The sequence below is a fragment of the Nonomuraea sp. NPDC049725 genome, from assembly GCF_040674795.1.
Lineage (GTDB): Bacteria > Actinomycetota > Actinomycetes > Streptosporangiales > Streptosporangiaceae > Nonomuraea > Nonomuraea ceibae.
Genome location: NZ_JBFANJ010000010.1, coordinates 99,372 through 117,460 on the forward strand (window position 1 = coordinate 99,372; position 18,089 = coordinate 117,460).

13 protein-coding genes are annotated in these 18,089 nt (G+C 72.7%); 9 read left to right on the forward strand and 4 right to left on the reverse strand.

Annotation, left to right across the window (positions count from 1 at the left end):
• Positions 1 to 96 precede the first annotated feature (96 nt).
• From AB0J53_RS25875 to AB0J53_RS25900, 6 genes are all read left to right on the forward strand, one after another.
• Positions 97 to 873: a methyltransferase domain-containing protein gene (locus AB0J53_RS25875; RefSeq protein WP_364176671.1), complete on the forward strand. Its 777-nt coding sequence runs from the start codon at positions 97 to 99 to the stop codon at positions 871 to 873.
• Between the two features lie 145 nt (positions 874 to 1,018).
• A complete protein-coding gene (locus tag AB0J53_RS25880; protein WP_364176674.1) occupies positions 1,019 to 3,211 on the forward strand; it encodes a hypothetical protein in 2,193 nt (730 codons plus the stop codon).
• Between the two features lie 3 nt (positions 3,212 to 3,214).
• Positions 3,215 to 5,035 (forward strand): UvrD-helicase domain-containing protein, encoded by a 1,821-nt coding sequence (locus AB0J53_RS25885; protein ID WP_364176677.1) that lies wholly within the window; start codon positions 3,215 to 3,217, stop codon positions 5,033 to 5,035.
• A 48-nt stretch (positions 5,036 to 5,083) separates the two neighbouring features.
• Complete coding sequence (locus AB0J53_RS25890) at positions 5,084 to 6,925, forward strand: sigma factor-like helix-turn-helix DNA-binding protein (RefSeq protein ID WP_364176680.1); 1,842 nt, start codon at positions 5,084 to 5,086, stop codon at positions 6,923 to 6,925.
• A gap of 9 nt (positions 6,926 to 6,934) precedes the next feature.
• Positions 6,935 to 8,308, forward strand: coding sequence for a cysteine--tRNA ligase (cysS, locus tag AB0J53_RS25895; RefSeq protein WP_364176683.1), 1,374 nt, complete (start codon positions 6,935 to 6,937; stop codon positions 8,306 to 8,308).
• Positions 8,309 to 8,650: 342 nt separating this feature from the next.
• Positions 8,651 to 11,152 carry a penicillin acylase family protein gene (locus AB0J53_RS25900; RefSeq protein ID WP_364177287.1) on the forward strand — a complete coding sequence of 834 codons (2,502 nt, stop codon included), beginning with the start codon at positions 8,651 to 8,653 and terminating at the stop codon, positions 11,150 to 11,152.
• Positions 11,153 to 11,157: 5 nt separating this feature from the next.
• On the opposite strand, the gene AB0J53_RS25905 is transcribed toward AB0J53_RS25900, so the two are convergent.
• Complete coding sequence (locus tag AB0J53_RS25905) at positions 11,158 to 11,571, reverse strand: hypothetical protein (protein WP_364176686.1); 414 nt, start codon at positions 11,569 to 11,571, stop codon at positions 11,158 to 11,160.
• A gap of 75 nt (positions 11,572 to 11,646) precedes the next feature.
• Between AB0J53_RS25905 and AB0J53_RS25910 the strand changes: the two genes are divergently transcribed.
• The gene (locus AB0J53_RS25910) at positions 11,647 to 12,579 is read left to right on the forward strand and encodes a hypothetical protein (RefSeq protein ID WP_364176689.1); all 933 of its coding nucleotides are present in this window, start codon (positions 11,647 to 11,649) and stop codon (positions 12,577 to 12,579) included.
• Positions 12,580 to 12,623: 44 nt separating this feature from the next.
• Here AB0J53_RS25910 and AB0J53_RS25915 read toward each other — a convergent pair whose 3' ends face one another.
• The 3 genes from AB0J53_RS25915 to mshB are packed head-to-tail and all read right to left on the reverse strand — an operon-like array spanning position 12,624 to position 14,468.
• Complete coding sequence (locus AB0J53_RS25915; RefSeq protein ID WP_357589934.1) at positions 12,624 to 13,124, reverse strand: flavin reductase family protein; 501 nt, start codon at positions 13,122 to 13,124, stop codon at positions 12,624 to 12,626.
• A gap of 18 nt (positions 13,125 to 13,142) precedes the next feature.
• Entirely contained in the window at positions 13,143 to 13,553 is a 411-nt protein-coding gene (locus AB0J53_RS25920; protein WP_364176691.1) for a DUF6113 family protein, read from the reverse strand.
• Between the two features lie 9 nt (positions 13,554 to 13,562).
• Positions 13,563 to 14,468, reverse strand: coding sequence for an N-acetyl-1-D-myo-inositol-2-amino-2-deoxy-alpha-D-glucopyranoside deacetylase (mshB, locus tag AB0J53_RS25925; RefSeq protein WP_357589932.1), 906 nt, complete (start codon positions 14,466 to 14,468; stop codon positions 13,563 to 13,565).
• A 45-nt stretch (positions 14,469 to 14,513) separates the two neighbouring features.
• Here mshB and AB0J53_RS25930 point away from each other — a divergent pair, with 45 nt between their 5' ends.
• Together AB0J53_RS25930 and AB0J53_RS25935 are read left to right on the forward strand one after the other, a co-directional pair.
• Positions 14,514 to 16,580 carry a prolyl oligopeptidase family serine peptidase gene (locus AB0J53_RS25930; protein WP_364176693.1) on the forward strand — a complete coding sequence of 689 codons (2,067 nt, stop codon included), beginning with the start codon at positions 14,514 to 14,516 and terminating at the stop codon, positions 16,578 to 16,580.
• 95 nt (positions 16,581 to 16,675) lie between these two features.
• Positions 16,676 to 18,052 carry an alpha/beta fold hydrolase gene (locus AB0J53_RS25935; protein WP_364176696.1) on the forward strand — a complete coding sequence of 459 codons (1,377 nt, stop codon included), beginning with the start codon at positions 16,676 to 16,678 and terminating at the stop codon, positions 18,050 to 18,052.
• Positions 18,053 to 18,089 lie beyond the last annotated feature (37 nt).

Genomic DNA, 18,089 nt, shown 5'->3' on the forward strand with positions numbered 1-18,089 from the left:
GAAGTGACCTGATATGTCGTAGCGACAATTGGCTCTAAAGTGAACGGACAGCACGGCCACGGGGGCCCGATGTCTGACGAATGAGAGCTGATCGGCTTGCGATACGACACACCGAGCGTGGAGCGGTGGAACAGTCGCGCCTACGACAGCAGCTTCGGCTACGTGTCCACGCAGGGCGCGCCGCTCGTGGACCTGCTCGACCCCCGACCGGGCGAACGGGTTCTCGACCTCGGCTGCGGCACCGGGGTGCTGACCGCGCAGATCGCCTTCCGCGGCGCCGAGGTGCTCGGCATCGACGGCTCCGCCGCCATGATCGAGAAGGCCATCGCGCAGTATCCCGGCATGAACTTCATCGTCGGCGACGGCCACGACTTCACCGTGGCCAGGCCGTACGACGCCGTCTTCTCCAACGCCGCGCTCCACTGGATGAGCCGCGAGCCCTCCGCCGTCATCGCCAGCGTGCGCGAAGCCCTCACCCCCGGCGGGCGCTTCGTCGCCGAGATGGGCGGCTCCGGCAACTGCGCCGAGCTCACCGCCGCGATGCTCACCGCCTGGCGCGAGCACGGCCTGCGCGAGCCCGAACTGCCGTGGTACTTCCCCACCCCCGCCGAGTACGCCCGCCGCCTGGAGCAGGAAGGCTTCGTCGTGCGGCTGCTGGAGTACTTCGACCGGCCCACCCCGCTCGACGAGTGCCCGCGCGGGGCCGCCGACTGGGTGCGCATGTTCGCCGCCTCGGCGCTCGACGGGCTGCCCCAGGACCTCGTGGAACCCCTGCTCCAGCGGGTGAACGAGCTCGCCGCGCCCGCCCTTCGCAGGGAGAGCGGCTGGATGGCCGACTACGTGCGCCTACGGTTTGCCGCCGTTCGACGCTGATGCGTAGTGCATGATGCGTAGGGCTGTTTTGCCGGACTATGGTCTGTTCCGTGGGCGACGACGATGGCACCGCTACAAGACGGCGGCGTGAGGGGCTGGTGAACGGAACGGGATGAACTTCTGCCTGAGCGACCTCGTACCACCGTTGAGGTGGAGCGACTCGTCCACGATCACGCTGCTCACCGGGCAGCCGGACCTGCCGGACGCCTGGTGGCGCAGCCTGCCCATGCCCCGGGTGCTCGCCGCCATCGGACCGGAATCGCTCGGCGAACTCCTCACCGAGATCGCCCTGGAGCACTGGCCCGCCGCCGCCGTGGGCGACATCCTGCCCGCGCTGCACGTGCTCGACCCCGACGAGGCGGACGAACCACACGTCGCGATCGCGCTCGACCGCGCGGGGTCGTGGCCGGGGCTGCTGGCGCTCACCGGGCGCGAACTGGCCGACCAGCCGTTCATCCAGGCCCGGCCCGTGCTCGGCACCCTCTTCTCGGCTGCACTCCACCGGCTCGCCCCGGGCGCCGGTTCCTGGGCCGGCTCCGGGTCCGGCGCGGTCACCCTCGACGACGAGCGCGAACTCCCCGCCACGCCCCTCCCCGCCGTTGCGAGCGAACGTCCCGAGGACGACGAGCCCGAGGGCGCCGCCGCCGAGGCGCCCGCTGTGGAGGCCGTAGCCGCGCCTCTCGCGGCAGACAGCGCGCCCCAGGACGCCCCGCAACCCGCCCCCGAGGGCGGGCGTCCCGATGGGGAGGAGGAGCGCGCAGACGCCGCCTCCCCCGAGGAGCGTGAGGACGCCGCCGCCGACGCCGAGGAGCAGGAGGACGCGGCTCCCGTCGAGGAGCGCGCGGCCGCGCTTTTCGCCGCGGACGGCGCGCCCCAGGACGCCCCGCAACCCGCCGCCGAGGGTGACCGTTCCGAAGAGGACGAACGCCAGGACGCCGCCCCCGCCGTAGAGGCCGGAGACGCGGCCCTCTCGGAGGAGCACGAGGACGCGGCCCACGCCGAGGACCGTGAGGACGACGCCGCCGCTGGGGAGCGTGAGGACGCCGCCGACGACGACGAGCGCGAGCACGCCGCCGCCGAGGAGCGCGAGGACGCGGCCGAGGAGCCCGCTGGAGCCCTCGCTGCGCAGGCCGGCTGGGGTGAGCGGGCCGAGGAGGAGGGCCGCCAGGACTACGCCGGGGAAGGGTCGGCGCAGGCGGGTGAGCTGCCTGAGCTGATCGAGGCGGCGTTCGCCGGGCTGGACGACAAGAGCTGGGCCGTCGCGCAGAACCGGGTGTTCACCGACCAGCCGTCGGCCGTGGACCAGCTGGCGAAGCTGTTCGCGGTGCCGCCGGCGGAGATCTCCGCCACGGAGGAGCGGCTCTGGGCGAAGCTGGACAGTTGGCTGGCCAGCGAGGAGGCTGCCCCGTACCGGGCGCATCTGGACGAGCTGCGCAGGACGATCGGCCCGGCGGCGCCGAAGGAGCGGCTGATCGACGCGGCCGACTGGCACGGGGTGGAGATCCGCGCGCTGGAGGTGCCCGCGTGGCAGTTCGTGCTGGCGACGCTGCCGCCGCGCCCGCCGGCTCCGCCACCCGGACCGCCGGCGCCGCCCGTCCCTCAGGCGCCTCCGGCGCCCCCGGCCCCGTCGGCGTTCACGCCGAAGCCGGCCCCGGCGCCGTTGCAGCCGCCGACGCCGCTCGGGTCTCTCGGGCCGTTGGGGGCGCTGCCGCCGGGGTTCGTGCCGCCGGATCCGGTGCCGTCGCAGTTCCAGGCGTTCGCCCCGGCCGTCCCGGTGCCGGCGGACGGCAACGGGAACTCGGGCGAGCACGGCAAGCCGTACCAGCCGTTGAAGGACGTGTCGCAGACCCGCCGCTGTTTCCGCCAGCCGGACGGACGCTGGTGGCTGCGGATCGACGTGACGGCCGAGCAGCTCGCCGGAGGCGAGTGCGCGTTGCCGACCGGGTTCGCCTCCTATCTGGGGCTGTCGCCGGGTGAGAGCAGGACGGTCAGGAGCGCGGCGGGTGAGCTGACGATGACCTGGCACGGCAGGCCGGTGCTGGAGTCGATCGAGCGGCTGCTGGTGGACGTGGGCGCCAAGGAGGGCGGCCACCTGTTCCTGACGCTGTCGGACGAGGGCGTGCTGCGTGCCCGGCACCTGCCGGTGGCCGCGCAGGGCGCCGAGAAGATCACCAAGGCGTTGCGCCTGGTCGGTTACACGGCTCCGGGCGGCACGCGGGAGCAGGCGGCCCGGGTGATCGCGACGCGGATCGGGATGACCGGCCCGGTGGGGCTGCCCGAGCTGCTCACCAGGCTCCGTGAGCGCGGGGACCGCGACCTGCTCGGCCTTCTGGACTGAGCCGTGCCGCGGCTCGCGATCGGCCCTGAGTCCCCCAGGGAGCTCAGCGCACTGGCCCAGCCGGTGCGCAGGGACGCCGTGGTCGCGTTGCGGCGGTTCCTGCTGAACGTGGCGGGCGCGCCGCATCCCGAGCGGGTGCGGGGCGGCCGGGACGCGCGGGTGGCGACGCTGCGGCTGGCCGAGGGGCTGCGCGGGGTGGTGGTGCGGCAGCGGGACGTCTACTGGCTGCGCACGGTGCTGCCGGACGCGGATGCCTGGTCGTTCGCGCAGCGGCATCGTTACGGCGTCAACCCGGTGATCGGCGTGGTCGAGGAGTGGGACGCGCAGGCGCTGGAGCGGGTGGAGCCGGCGTTACGCCGGTCGGCGGGGGCTTCGCGGCTGTTCGAGCGGATCTGTGACGGTGATCTGCTGGCGCTGGGCATCGACGCGCGGGCGCTGCCTCTGGTGCGGCTCGTGACGACCGAGGCGGACCTGGAGGCGCTGGAGCCGCTGCTTCCGCCGACGCAGTATCTGCCGCTGGCGGTGCTGGCCAGGGGCGGCACGCTGACGGAGGCGTGGCGGGAGCTGGACGGCTGCCGCGCGCTGGCGGAGCCGGAGGAGCCGGTCGATCCGGAGGATCTGCACGCGGCGCTGCTGCGCAGCCCGGACCGGGCGGCGTTCGCGTCGGACAAGTCGGAGCTGGACCAGGTGCTGACGGCGCCGGAGTGGTGCACGTACGTGCATCCGCCGCAGCACCGGCTGGCCAGGGCGGCGCGTTACGAGCGTCCGGTGCTGGTGGTGGGCGGGGCGGGCACCGGCAAGACGGTGGTGGCGCTGCACCGGGCGGCGCATCTGGCGGCGCACGGGCGCGGGCCGGTGCTGCTGGTGACGTTCTCGCAGGGGCTGGCGGAGGACCTGGCGACGCGGCTGGACCTGCTCGTGCGGGACGTGGCGTTGCGCAAGCGGATCGACGTGGACAATCCGGAACGGCTGGCGATGCGCATCGTGGGCCTGGCGGAGGGGCGGCGTCCGGCGCTGGTCGGGCCGGAGGCGCGGAGCATGGCCGAGCTGACCGAGGAGGCGCTGCGGCTGCTGGCCAGGACGACGGGCGACGTGCTCGACGAGCTGGAGCCGGGGCGCAAACCGTACCGTCACATCGTGGTGGACGAGGGGCAGGACGTGAGCCCGGCGCAGTGGCGGCTGCTGCGCGCGGCGGCGCCGCGCGCGCACGACGACCTGTTCGTCGTCGGGGACCCGCACCAGCGGGTGACCGACACGCGGGTGGCGCTGGGCGCGGTGGGCATCCCGGCCGAGTCGCACGAGCTTCGGCTGTCGCACCGGCTCTCGCGCGAGACGCTGGCGTTCGCGGTGCGGGTGCGTGGCGGCGGTCCGGCCGATGGGCTGGTCAAGGGCATGTCGGCGATGTACGGTTTCCGCGGCTCGCACTTCGGTGCGCGGCCGGTGGTGCGGGCCTTCGAGTCGCCCGAGGCGGAGCTGTCCGGATTGGAGAGCGTGATCGCTGCCTGGCTGGATGACGGCGTGCCGGCGGACCGGATCGCCGTGGGCGCGCGCGGCCCGGAGCAGGTGCGCGCGGCCCGGCGGGCGTTGCGGGACGTGCCGGTGCGGGTGTCGGCGTTCGCGCATCTGAAGGGCCTGGAGTTCGACCGGGTGGCGCTGATCGGGGTGGCCGAGGGCGTCGTCCCCGAGCGGCCGCCCGACGATCCGGGGGCCCGGGCCAGGGCGTTGCAGCGGGAGCGGAGCATGCTGTTCGTCGCGTGCACGCGTGCCCGATCATTGCTCTACATATCCCATTCCGGAAGAGGTAGCCCCTTTCTGTCCTTCTGATCACATAGTCTGAACTGCGGATATCTTCCCTTTGCCGGTTGGACCCCAATGAACCTCAGCCTGAGTGACCTCGCGCCACCCCTGCGCTGGACCTCCCCTGGCCAGATCGCGCCGATCGCGGAAGAGCCCCAGCTGCCCGAGGCGTGGTGGCAGGCGATCCCGCTCGACCGCGTGTGCGCCATCGTCGGCACGCAGGCCGTCGCGTCCCGGCTCGCCGACCTGTCCGTGGCCTTCTGGGGACACCTGCTCCTGGGCGACATCCTTCCCCTGCTGCGCTTCTCCGACCCGGCCGAGGCCGAGCGGACCCCGGAGATGCTCGGCAAGGACGTGGTGCAGAAGCTGTACGGGGGCGTCTTCGACCGGCTGCTCGAACCCGCCGCCGTCGCGCCCGTGCCGGTCCGCCAGGACAAGCCGCTGCCCGAGCTGATCGACGCCCTGTTCGGCGCGCTGGACGACCGCCAGCGGGCGATCGCGCGCGACCGGCTGTACGCGGCCGACCGGGCCACGCTGGACGAGCTGGCACAGCGCTTCTCAGTCACCAGGGAGCGGATCCGGCAGATCGAACGCGACCTGCGCGACCACGTCGAAGCCTGGCTGGCCGGGCCGGACGCCGCCGCGCTGGTCGCCCACGTCGCCTGGCTGCGCGGCAGGCTCGGCTCGGCCGTGCCCGCCGACGACCTGGCCGCCGCCGTGCCGTGGCACCGCGGCGACCTGCGCACGCTGGGCATCCCCGCCTGGCGGTTCGTGCGCACGCTGCTGACCGGCTACGAGCAGGCCGACGGATGGCTGGTCGCGGGCGGCGCCGACGAGCTGCGCGAGAAGACCAGGCAGCTGTTCGCCGACGGCCCGCACCCGCTGGGCGAGGCCGTGGCCATGGTCACCCAGCTCGGCGTCCGCGAGGACGTGGCCGAGCGCTGGATCCTCGCCGTGCCGCAACTGCGCGTGCTCGACCAGCACGTGGTGCCGTGGCCGCGCAGCATCAACGAGAAGGCCGAGGCGGTGCTGGCCGTGGCCGGGCGCCCGCTGACGCCGGAGGAGATCCAGGAGCGCATCGGCGAGGACTACAGCCTGGTCGGCATCCGCAACCAGCTCACCGCCGACGAGCGCTTCCGCCGCGTCGACAGGAACAAGTACGGCCTGACCCGCTGGGGCGGCGACGAGTACCTGGGCATCCGGGAGATGATCGCCCGGGAGATCGAGCGGGCCGGCGGCGAGGCGTCGGTCAGCACGATCGTCACCAACCTCACCTCCCGCTACGACGTCAGCGAGAGCTCGGTGCGCGCCTACTCGGGCGGGCCGGGGTTCGAGCGGACCCAGCGCGGCTGGATCCGCGTCGCCGGCACCTCGCCCACCGGGGAGTCGGAGCCGTACCAGCCGCGCAAGGACGTCTCCGAGACGCGGCGCAGCTTCCGCAGCCGCGACGGCCGCTGGTGGCACCGGGTGGACGTGAACGCCGAGCACCTGCGCGGCTCGGGGTCGCCGCTGCCGACCGGGTTCGCCGCCTACCTGGGGATGGCGCCCGGCGGGCAGCTCACCGCGTCCACGGCGACCGGCGACGTGGTGATCAGCTGGCACAACCAGCCGACGATGGGGTCGATCCGCAACGTGCTAGCCGACTTCAAGGCGAGCGAGGGCGACCACGTCTTCCTGACCGTCTCCGACGGCGGCGAGCTGCTGACCCGTCACCTGCCGGCGGCGGCCACCGCGATGCCGCCGCTGAACCGGGCCCTCTACCTGATCGGCTACACCGCGCCCGTCAGCTCCGAGGCCGAGGGGCTGCGCCTGATCGGCGCGCGCATCGGCCTGCCGGAGACGGCGACACGCGAGGAGGTGCTCGCCAGGCTGCGGGAGCGCGGCGACCGCGACATCCTCGGCTACCTGGGCGGCTAGCATCGGGGAATGCTGCGGATCTACGACACGCGTGCCAGACAGGTCGAGGAGATCGAGCGATCCCGCGCCCTGCGCATGTACACCTGCGGGCCGACCGTCTACCGGTCGGCCCACGTCGGCAACCTGCGCTCCTACCTGCTGTCCGACCTGATCAGGCGGGTGCTGGAGCGGCAGCGGGTGCGCATGGTCGTCTGCCAGAACATCACCGACGTCGGCCACGTGACGGACGACAGCGCCGCCGACACCGGTGAGGACAAGGTCCGCATGCAGGCGCGGGCCGAGGGGCGCTCCCCCGCCGAGCTGGCGCGCGCGTACGAGGAGGAGTTCCGCCGCGACACGCTGGCGCTCAACCTGCGCCCGCCGGAGCACACGCCGCGCGCCTCCGAGACGATCGAGCTGATGGTCGAGCTGGTGGCCAAGCTGATCGAGCGGGGACACGCGTACACGGTCCCGGACGGATCGGTGTTCTTCGACGTACGGACCTTCCCCTCCTACGGGGAAATCTCGGGCAACCGGCTGGAGGATCTGCAGCCCGCCCACCGCATCGAGGCCGTCGACCCGCGCAAGCGCTTCCACGCCGACTGGGCGCTGTGGAAGCCCGCCGAGGGCGACCTGTCGTGGGAGGCGCCCTGGGGGGCCGGGTTCCCGGGCTGGCACCTGGAGTGCTCGGCCATGTCGCTGCGGTTCCTCGGCGAGCGCGTCGACCTCCACACCGGCGGCATCGACCTGCGCTTCCCGCATCACGAGGACGAGCGCGCCCAGTCCGGCGCGGCGACCGGGCACGAGGTGGTCAAGCACTGGGTGCACGGCGAGCACCTGCTGTTCGACGGGCGCAAGATGGCCAAGTCGAGCGGCAACGTGGTGCTGCTGTCCGACGTGACCGAGGCGGGGCTCGACCCGCTGGCGGTGCGGCTGGCGTTCCTGGAGCACCGCTACCGCCAGCAGATGAACCTCACCTGGGACACCCTGCGGGCCGCCGACCGCACGCTGCGCCGCTGGCGGACCCGGGTGGCCGAATGGTCGGAGTCGCCCAGCTCGCCCATGGCCGCGCACCACGTGCAGCGGGTCGAGGCGGCCTTCGACGACGACCTCGACACGCCGTCGGCGCTGCGGCTGATGCGCGAGCTGGAGCGCGACCCCGAGGTGGCTCCCGGGGCCAAGTTCGAGTCGTTCCTGCACCTGGACCAGGTGCTGGCGCTGGACCTGTCGACGCAGATCGGCAGGGGCCCGGCGGCGCTGCCCGGAGGCGCGGCCGAGCTGCTGGAGCAGCGCTCGCGGGCGCGCGAGGCGCGCGACTGGGCGGCGGCCGACCGGCTGCGCGACGAGCTGGCCGAGCTGGGGGTCAGGGTGTCGGACACCCCGGACGGCCAGAGCTGGGGCTGAGCCCGGCCGCCTGACCCGCCCGGTCCCCTGCCCAGCCGCCCCGCCGTACGCAGTGCGGCGGGGCGGCTGATCGCTGCGCGGAAACAGCACCTATCGAGAGGTCGGGCGGACGGCATGGCAGGGACCGTCCGCCCGCGTGGCGCCGTCCTGATGCGGTGGTGGACGGTACGCGCCATGCGCACGATACGCAGATCGTGGGTTGCATCGGGGTTGCGTCATGTCACGCGGTACAGGCTCGGAAACCCCCCGTGACGGGCGGCGGAAGGAGTGAGCGGGGGCTGCCAGACTTAGTCCAGCGCGGGATGGATGGAGGTATTCGTGAGGTTCAGGCCGTACGCGTGGATGCCGTGGCCACTGCGCTGGTCCGCGCGGATCTTGACCGTTCTGCTGGCACTGGCGCTGGTGCTGGCGGGGGTGCTCGTCCACACGGTACGCCAGTCGTTCCCGCAGTTGGAAGGCACGCTCCGGTTGCCGGGGTTAACCGGAAATGTAGAGATTTATCGCGATAAAAACGGAATCCCGCACATCTACGCCGGCACCTCCGAGGACCTGTTCATGGCCCAGGGCTTCGTGCACGCGCAGGACCGGTTCTGGGAGATGGACTTCCGGCGGCACGTGACCGCCGGGCGGCTGTCCGAGCTGTTCGGCACGGCGACGCTCGACAACGACAAGGCCATCAGGACCATGGGCTGGCGCCGGGTCGCCGAGCAGGAGCTGGCCGAGCTCACCGAGCGCACCAAGCGCTACCTCGACGCCTACGCCAAGGGCGTGAACGCCTGGCTCGCGGCCAACCCCAACGCCTCCGACCGCAGCCTCGAATACTCCGTCCTGAAGGTCCAGAACGGCGGCTACACCCCCGAGCCGTGGACGCCGCTCGACTCCGTCTCCTGGCTCAAGGCCATGGCGTGGGACCTGCGCTCCAACCTCGAGGACGAGATCGACCGCGCGCTCGCCCTCACCAAGCTGCCGCCCGAGCGGGTCGAGCAACTCTACCCCGGCTACCCGTACGACAGGCACGACCCGATCGTCACCGTGGGCGCGGTCGTCAAGGAGGTCTACGACCAGCGGGCCGACCCCCGGCCGCCGCGCGAGGAGCGCACCGGCGCGCGAGTGCTCGCCCAGGCCGCGCAGGCGCTGAAGGCGGTGCCGAGCACGATGAGCACCGCCGAGCGCGACGGGATCGGCTCGAACTCGTGGGTCGTCTCCGGCGACCACACCGTCAGCGGCAAGCCGCTGCTGGCCAACGACCCGCACCTGTCGGCCCAGATGCCCTCCGTCTGGTACCAGACCGGGCTGCACTGCCGCGAGCTCAGCGACGCGTGCTCCTACGACGTGACCGGGTTCTCCTTCTCCGGCGTCCCCGGCGTGGTCATCGGGCACACGGACAAGATCGCCTGGGGGTTCACCAACCTGGGGCCGGACGTGGCCGACCTGTTCCTGGAGAAGGTCGACGGCGACACCTACCTCTACCGGGGCGAGCGGGTCCCGCTGGAGGTGCGGCAGGAGAAGATCGAGGTCGCGGGCGGGCGGCCGGTGACCATCACCGTGCGCGCCACCCGGCACGGGCCGCTGGTCAACGAGGTGATGGGCGCCGTCAAGCCGAGCGGCGAGGCCAACGCCGTCGCCCTGTCGTGGACGGCGCTGACCCCCGGCAGGACCGCCGACGCGATCTTCGCGCTGAACGAGGCGGGCGACTGGAACGAGTTCCGGGCGGCGGCCGCGCTGTTCGACGTCCCGGCGCAGAACCTGGTCTACGCCGACACCAGCGGCACCATCGGCTACCAGGCCCCCGGCCGCATCCCCGTGCGCGAGAACGGCGACGGCACCGTGCCCGTGCCCGGCTGGACCGGCGAGTACGACTGGAAGACCGCGCCGATCCCGTACGACCAGCTCCCGTCGGTGCGCAACCCCGCCGAGGGCTACATCGTCACCGCCAACAACGCCGTCATCGACCCCTCCCGCTACGCGCCGCTGCTGACCAAGGACTGGTCGTACGGGTTCCGCTCCCAGCGCATCCTCGACCGGCTCAAGGAGGAGATCGGCAAGGGCAAGCTGGACGCCGCCGCCATGTCGCGCATCCAGCAGGACGACCACAACGGGCTGGCCGCGACGCTCGTCCCGGCGCTGATGGAGGTGAGCCTGGCGGGGCCGAGCGCCCAGGCCAGGCAGCTCCTCGACGGCTGGGACGGCTCCCAGGGGCTCGACTCGGCCCCGGCGGCGTACTTCAACGCGGTCTGGCGGCACCTGCTCAGGCTGACCTTCCACGACGAGCTGCCGGAGGCGGCCAGGCCGAGCGGCGGCGACCGCTGGTACGAGGTGGTCGGGCAACTGCTGAACTCCCCCGGCGACCCGTTCTGGGACGACGTCACCACCGAGGAGCGCGTCGAGGAGCGCGACGACATCCTGCGTCAGGCGCTCGCCTCCGCCTACCGGGAGCTCACCGAGCTGCTCGGCGACGACGTCAAGGCGTGGCGCTGGGGCGACCTGCACCGGCTCACGCTCACCCACCAGACGCTCGGCACGTCCGGGATCGGCCCGATCGAGTCCCTGTTCAACCGGGGGCCGCTGGCGGTCGCGGGCAACAAGGACGCGGTCAACGCCACCGGCTGGAACGTCCTGGAGGACTACGCGATCACCTCGGTACCGTCGATGCGGATGGTCCTCGACCTGTCCGACCTGGACAAGTCGCAGTGGATCAACCTCACCGGGGCCTCGGGGCACGCCTTCCACGACAACTACTGGGACCAGGCCGCCGTCTGGGCCAGGGGCGAGCTGCTGCCGATGCGCTCGAAGCCGGAGTCGGTCAAGAAGGCGGCGGCGCACACGCTCAAGCTGACTCCCTGACGCGGCTACGCCCGCCTGCGCCAGCGCGCGGCGTTGCGCGGGTAGCCGCCGTCGTCGAGGTCGGCCAGGCGTTCGAACGGGTTGTAGGACGCCTGGTCGCCGCAGACGGCCAGCGAGACCAGCATGGCCAGCAGGTAGAGCGGCAGCATGGGCAGCCCCGCGCACCACGCCCACTGGGTGGCGTGCCTGCCCTCGTGTCGCACCAGCCGGTCGCTGAGCGCGTCGCGCCTGGTCAGCACCACGTTCCCGACCGTGAACGCGCCCGCGACGGGGAACCGGTAGCGGTAGCCGTACGCGAACACGAGCCCGTCGGGGCCGGCCTGCCGGCGCGCCCCGCCCGCGGCGGCGATCAGCAGGCCGAGCGGCGTGGTGAGATTGACATAGTTCACCACGCGCCGGAACCGATAGCGCCTGTCCATACGTCTCAGTCTTGACCAATCTTGACAGGTCGGGATAATGGCCTGCGTCCTGAAATCTCCCACAAGAGCAGGATTATGAGATTAGCCATCCTGGGCGCTCTGCTGGGCACCGCGGCACTGGCCGGTGCGGGCGGAATCGCGATCACCCAGACGTCGACCACCGATCCCCTACGCCTCATCGAAACCCCTCCCGGCGCGCGACTGGCGTTGCTCCCCAGCACCGCCACCCCGAAACCCGAGGTCGGGCGCTACACCGCCAAGACGAAGATCGTCAAGAAGAAGGGCGTCTCGTACCTGGACGTCTCCATCAAGTACGGCGGCGCCGCCAGGTTCAGCGTCAAGCAGCGCGCCTGCAAGGGCAAGTCGTGCCGGACCACCACGGCCGAGCTCGCCGTGACCACCGGCGCGGGCCAGGTCCAGAAGAAGGTGGGCAAGGGCGCGTACAAGCTGCGCGGCAAGCCGAAGATCAAGGTCAAGCCGCTGCCGTGGCCCACCAGGACCGTCACGGCCACGCCCACGGCCACCGTCACCGCGTCGGCGCCGCCCCCGGAGGCCCCCACGGAGACGGTCACGGAGACGGCCACCGTCACCGTCACGGTCACCGAGCCGGGGCCGACCGTCACCGTCACGGAGCCAGGCCCCACGGTGACGATCACCTGTCAGCCGGTCCCGGTGCCGCCCGTCACTCCGACGGCGACGGTGACGGGCCCGATGCCGCCCACGGTGACCTCCACCCCGCCCCCGACGATCACTCCCACGCCCACATCCACGCTGATCCCGCCGACGGACCAGCCCACCGACGTGCCGCCTCCGCCTGATCCGACGGACGTCCCGACCGACGTCCCGACCGGCCCTCTGCCGACCCCGACCCCGACCGGACCCCCGCCCACCCTTCCGACGGACCCGGGGCCGGACTGTCACACCCCGACCGAGCCGCCGCCACCGACCGTCTCCCCGACCGTGTCCCCCACGGGCGAGCCGACCGTCCCTGAGCCCCCGGTCCAGTGACGCGGCGTCCCACCGGCTCCCGATCCAGGGGGCCGGTGGGGCCGTCAGAGCTTCTTGTAGCGCCCCTCGTGGTACGTGAGCGCCTCGCCCTCACCCGGCATCCCCAGCGCTGTCACCGCCCCCACGATGATCGAATGGTCGCCGCCCGGGTGCACCGCGTCGGTCCGGCACTCCACCGTCGCCAGCGCCGCGTCGAACAGCGCGACCCCCGTCTCCCCCCGGTGGTGCCCCCACCGGGCGAGCTGCCCGTTCAACGGCCGTCCGCGATGGGCGAAGAAGCGCGAGGCGTCCTCCATGGAGGCCGGCAGCACCGAGACCGCCCACACCCCCGCCTCCAGCACCGCGTCGTGGAAGCGCGCGACCTTCTCGGCGCAGAAGAGCACCAGCAGCGGCTCCAGCGACACGGACGTGAAGGAGTTGACGGTCATCGCGTAGTCGACGTCTCCGAGCCGGGTCGTGACGACCGTCACACCGGTGGCGAAACGCCCGACGACTTTCCGGTACGTTTGCCGATCTCCGTGCCGCTCTATGGACGCATGGTGCACGAAGGTTACTTTATGCCGCTACGACCGGCTGCTCTCCGGGTGGCCGTGCATCAACCACGAACCCCCTGATGAGGGCGACAGCAGGAACGCCGCGACCACGGCCGCGATCCCCCCGTAGAGGTACACGTACCCGGGCGTGTTTCCCGAGATGACCAGATCGCCCGCGCCCAGCTTGAACGAGAACGCCATCGATACCAGCAGCCACCCCGCCGAGGTCACCGCGGAGCCCAGGCGGGTCCCCATCAGCCTGCCCGCCCCCAGGCTGAGGCCGAACAGGATGACCAGCCAGGCGATCGCCGTGACAGGCTGGCGCACGCCGTCGTGGGCATGGGTGAAGCCGCCCACCACGCCCATGACGACGCCCAGGACGAAGAGCATCCCGTAGGCGGCTCCGCCCAGCGCCGACTCGGCCTGGCTGCGTTGCTCCATATCGAGAGGTTAGTGGATGCCGGCGAACAGATCGTTCTCGCGGACATGCGGCTCGCCGAGCCCTCCGGCCTCGATCGGCGGGCCTGCCACGGCGGGTCCGCGTACGCCCTCGGCCAGCACGAAGTGCTCCACGCCGAGCACTTCCTGGCCGATGTCGTTGGACAGCGCGTACCACGGCTCCCTGACCGTGATCTGCGTGGCGTGGGCGCGCATGGCGGCGGCCTTGTGGCCGATCCAGGGGCGCGCGTCGATCTCGGTGGTGATCACGTCGTCGGGGCTGCCGAACGGCATCTCGTCCACGTCCTCGACGATGAACCCGGACCCGGCCTCCCGCAGCGCCTCGTTGCTCCGGCGCATCACGGACCTGGCGCTGGCCGTGTAGTAGAGCTTGGCGATCCGCCACGGCTCGCCCGCGCCGAACGCCGGGTCGGCGGCCAGCTCCCACGCCCGCCGCGACACCCGGTGCGCCTGGATGTGGTCGGGATGCCCGTAATGGCCGTTCTCGTCGTACGTGACCAGCACCTGCGGCCTGACCTCGCGGATCACCTCGACCAGCGCGCCGGCGGCCTCGTCCAGGTCGGCCTGCCAGAACGCGGTGGGGCGGTCGTTGGAGGCCACGCCCATCATGCCGGAGTCGCGCCAGCGGCCCGCCCCGCCGAGGAAGCGGTGGTCCTCGACGCCGAGCGCGGCGCAGGCGGCCGCCAGCTCGCCGATGCGGTGCGGCCCGAGCGCGTCGTCGCGGTCGGCGGCCAGGTGCGCGAGCTCCTCCGGGATGACCTCGCCCTCCTCCCCCAGCGTGCAGGTCACGAGCGTGACGTGGGCGCCTTCGGCGGCGTAGCGCGCCATGGTCGCGCCGGTGCCGATCGACTCGTCGTCGGGGTGTGCGTGCACCAGCAGCAGACGTCGGTCCATCATGGTCCGAAGCGTAACGGGCGCCTGGTTGCTGGCAGGATTGGGCCCATGAGTGAGAGCTTCCCGCGCCTGGCCGCCAGGACCCGCCGCTTCACCCTCGGAGTGCCCAGGGGCTTCACGATCTCCCCTGACGGCGGCAGGGTCGTGTTCCTGCGGACCAGGTCCGGCACCGACCCGGTGACCTGCCTGTGGGAGCTCGACACCGAGACGCACGTCGAGCGGCTGGTGGTCGATCCGCGCACGCTCGACGCCGACGAGGGCGACCTGCCTGCCGAGGAGCGCGCCCGGCGCGAGCGCAGCCGCGAGCAGGCCGGCGGCGTCGTCGCCTACTCGACCGACTCCGCGGTGACCAGGGCGGCGTTCGCGCTGGCCGGCGGGCTGTACGTGACCGAGCTGGCCGACGGGAGCACGCGCAGGCTCGACACGCCCGGTCTGGTGATCGATCCCCGCATCTCGCCCGACGGGCGGCATGTCGCGTACGTCACCGGCGGCGCCTTCCACGTGCACGACCTGACGTCCGGCGCCGACCGCGTCCTGGCGACGCCCGAGTCGCCGACCGTCACCTACGGCCTGGCCGAGTTCGTCGCCGCCGAGGAGATGGACCGGATGCGCGGCCACTGGTGGTCGCCGTCGAGCGACGCCCTCCTGGTCGAGCGGGCCGACGACGCGCCGGTCCGGACCTGGTACATCGCCGACCCGGCCAACCCCGACCGGCCCGCGACCGTCCAGCGTTACCCCGCCGCGGGCACGCCCAACGCCGTCACCGAGCTGTTCGTCCTGGGCCTCGACGGCTCCCGGGTCGCTGTGCCGTTCGAGCACGAATACCTGACCACCGCCTCCTGGGACTCCCACGCGCTGTCGATCGTGACGCTGTCGCGCGACCAGAAGACCATGCGCCTGCTCTCCGTCGACCCCGCGACCGGCGCGTCCACGCTGGTGCGCGAGGACACCGACCCGGCCTGGGTCGACATCGTCACCGGCGTGCCCGCCCACCTCGACGACGGCACGCTGGTCTGGGTCGCGTCCGCCGACGGGGGTCACCGGCTGTTCGTCGGCGACCGCGCCGTCACCCCGCCCACGCTCCAGGTGCGCGCCGTGCTCGACGTCGACCACGACAGCGTGCTGTTCAGCGCGAGCGGCGACCCCACCGAGATCCAGCTCTGGACCTGGGACGGCCACTCGCTGCTGCCCGTCTCCACCCGCTCCGGCGTGTTCTCCGGCCGGATGGCGGGCGGCGTCGGCGTGCTGTCGGAGCAGAGCCTCGACACCGAGGGCGTGGCCACCACCGTCGTCCGGCGCGACGGCGTGGCGATCCCGATCCCCTCCCACGCCGAGCGTCCCGGCCTCGACCTGCGCGTCTCGCTCGGCCGTTCCGGCCGCCGCGAGCTGTCCACCGCCGTGGTGCTGCCCTCGTGGCACGAGCCCGGCTCGCGGGCGCTGCCCGTCCTCATGGATCCGTACGGGGGTCCGCACGCGCAGCGCGTCCTCAACCGGCGCGGCGGCTACCTGGAGAGCCAGTGGTTCGCCGAGCAGGGGTTCGCCGTGGTGGTGGCCGACGGGCGGGGCACGCCGGGCCGCGGTCCGGCGTTCGAGCGGGCGGTGCTGAACGACCTGGCCACGCCCGCGCTCGACGACCAGATCGACGCCCTCCAGGGCGTGGCCGAGCAGTATCCCGACGACCTCGACCTGACGAAGGTGGCGATCCGGGGCTGGTCGTTCGGCGGGTTCCTGGCGGCGCTGGCGGTGCTGCGCAGGCCCGACGTGTTCCACGCCGCCGTGGCGGGCGCGCCGGTGACCGACTGGCGGCTGTACGACACCTGCTACACCGAGCGTTACCTGGGGGACCCGGCGGAGCAGCCGGACGTGTACGACAAGTCCTCGCTCTTCGGTGACGCGGCGAAGCTCGAACGGCCGTTGCTGCTCATCCACGGCCTGGCCGACGACAACGTGGTCGCGGCCCACACGCTGCGCCTGTCGTCGGCGCTGCTCGCGGCCGGGCGCCAGCACAGCGTGCTGCCGCTGTCGGGCGTCACGCACATGACGCCGCAGGAGGTCGTGGCCAAGAACATGATGCTGCTCCAGGTCGACTTCCTGAAGAAGGCGCTGCACCTGTGACCCAGGTCTGACAGACCACGGTCTGATTCGGCACCCGCCAGAACCAGACCGTGGTCCGATGTGCGGGGGGCGTCGCGTCCGCGATCGTGAACGTCATGTTCAAGCCCCTCCTGCTGGCGCTGGCCCTAATCCTGCCCACCCCGCAACAGTCCCCCGCCCCCTCGCTCGCTTGGAGCCCGTGCCCCGGCGACAAGATCGGCATGGAGTGCGCCGACCTCCAGGTGCCCGTCGACTGGAGCAAGCCCGACGGCCGCCGCATCACGCTCAAACTGGGCCGCCTCAAGGCCACCGGCAGGTCCGAGGGCTCGGTCCTGATCTCCTACGGCGGCCCCGGCGGTCCCGGCATCGGCCTGACGCAGAGCCTGTCCTCGTGGTGGACGAAGCTCCGCGCCCGCATGGACCTCGTCACCTGGGACACCCGCGGCTACGGCCGCCAGTTCGGCGGCCTCGCCACCGGCCTCGACTGCACCTGGACCCGCCTGCCGATCCCCGAGTTCCCGCGTGACGACGCCGGCTTCGGCCGCCTGTCCGACACCAACCGCGGGGCGGCCGAGGTGTGCCGCCACAACGACCCCGAGCTGTTCGCCCACATGAGCTCCGCCGACCACGCCCGCGACATGGAGGCGATCCGCAAGGCGCTCGGCGGCGACCGGCTCAACTACTACGGCGCCTCCTATTCCGGCATCTACGGCCAGGCCTACGCCCGCCTGTTCCCCGGCCAGGTCCGCACGATGGTCCTCGACGGCACCCTCAACCACAGCACTGCCGACTGGGGCGCCGAGGTGGCGGCCATGGCCGCCGACAACGAGCGGCACCTGCGGCGCTTCTTCACCTGGTGCGCCGCCTCCGGCGACTGCCGCGACGTCCCCGGCAAGTTCCGTTCCCTCGTCAGGCGGGCCGACCGCACCCCGGTCCGGGCCGCGGCCGGCGTCGCCTACACCGGCCGTGACCTGCGCTCCTTCGCGATCGGCCGGGCCCGGCAGGGCGAGCCGGGCTGGCCCGCCCTGGCCAAGGCCGTCCGCCGGGCCCACGCCGGTGACGCCTCCGGCTTCCTCCCCGAGCGCGGCGCCCGCTATCCCGACCAGAGCACCGGCGTGACCGAGTGCACCGACTGGCCGCGCCCCGCCTCCCGCGCGGAGCTCGACGCCACCGTCACCCGCGTGCGCCGCGCCGCCCCCACCGCAGGCGCCGCCAACACCCTCGCCGCCGGGTCGCTGGCCTGCATCGGCTGGCCCGCCCCGGTCACCAACCCGCCCGCCCCGCTCCCCAAGGGCCTTCCGCCGCTGCTGGGCGCCGGCGCGTGGGGCGAGTCCGACGCCGTCTCGCGCATCCTCGCCCAGGTGCCGGGCAGCGTCACGATCGCCCACGACGGTCCCGGCCACACCCTCTACGGCGCCAACGCCTGTGCCCGCGACCACATCGACCGCTACCTCACCGACGGGCGGCTCCCCTCCCAGGGCACGACGTGCTGACGACCCTCCTGGGCAAGCCTCGCAAACGGCGCAATAT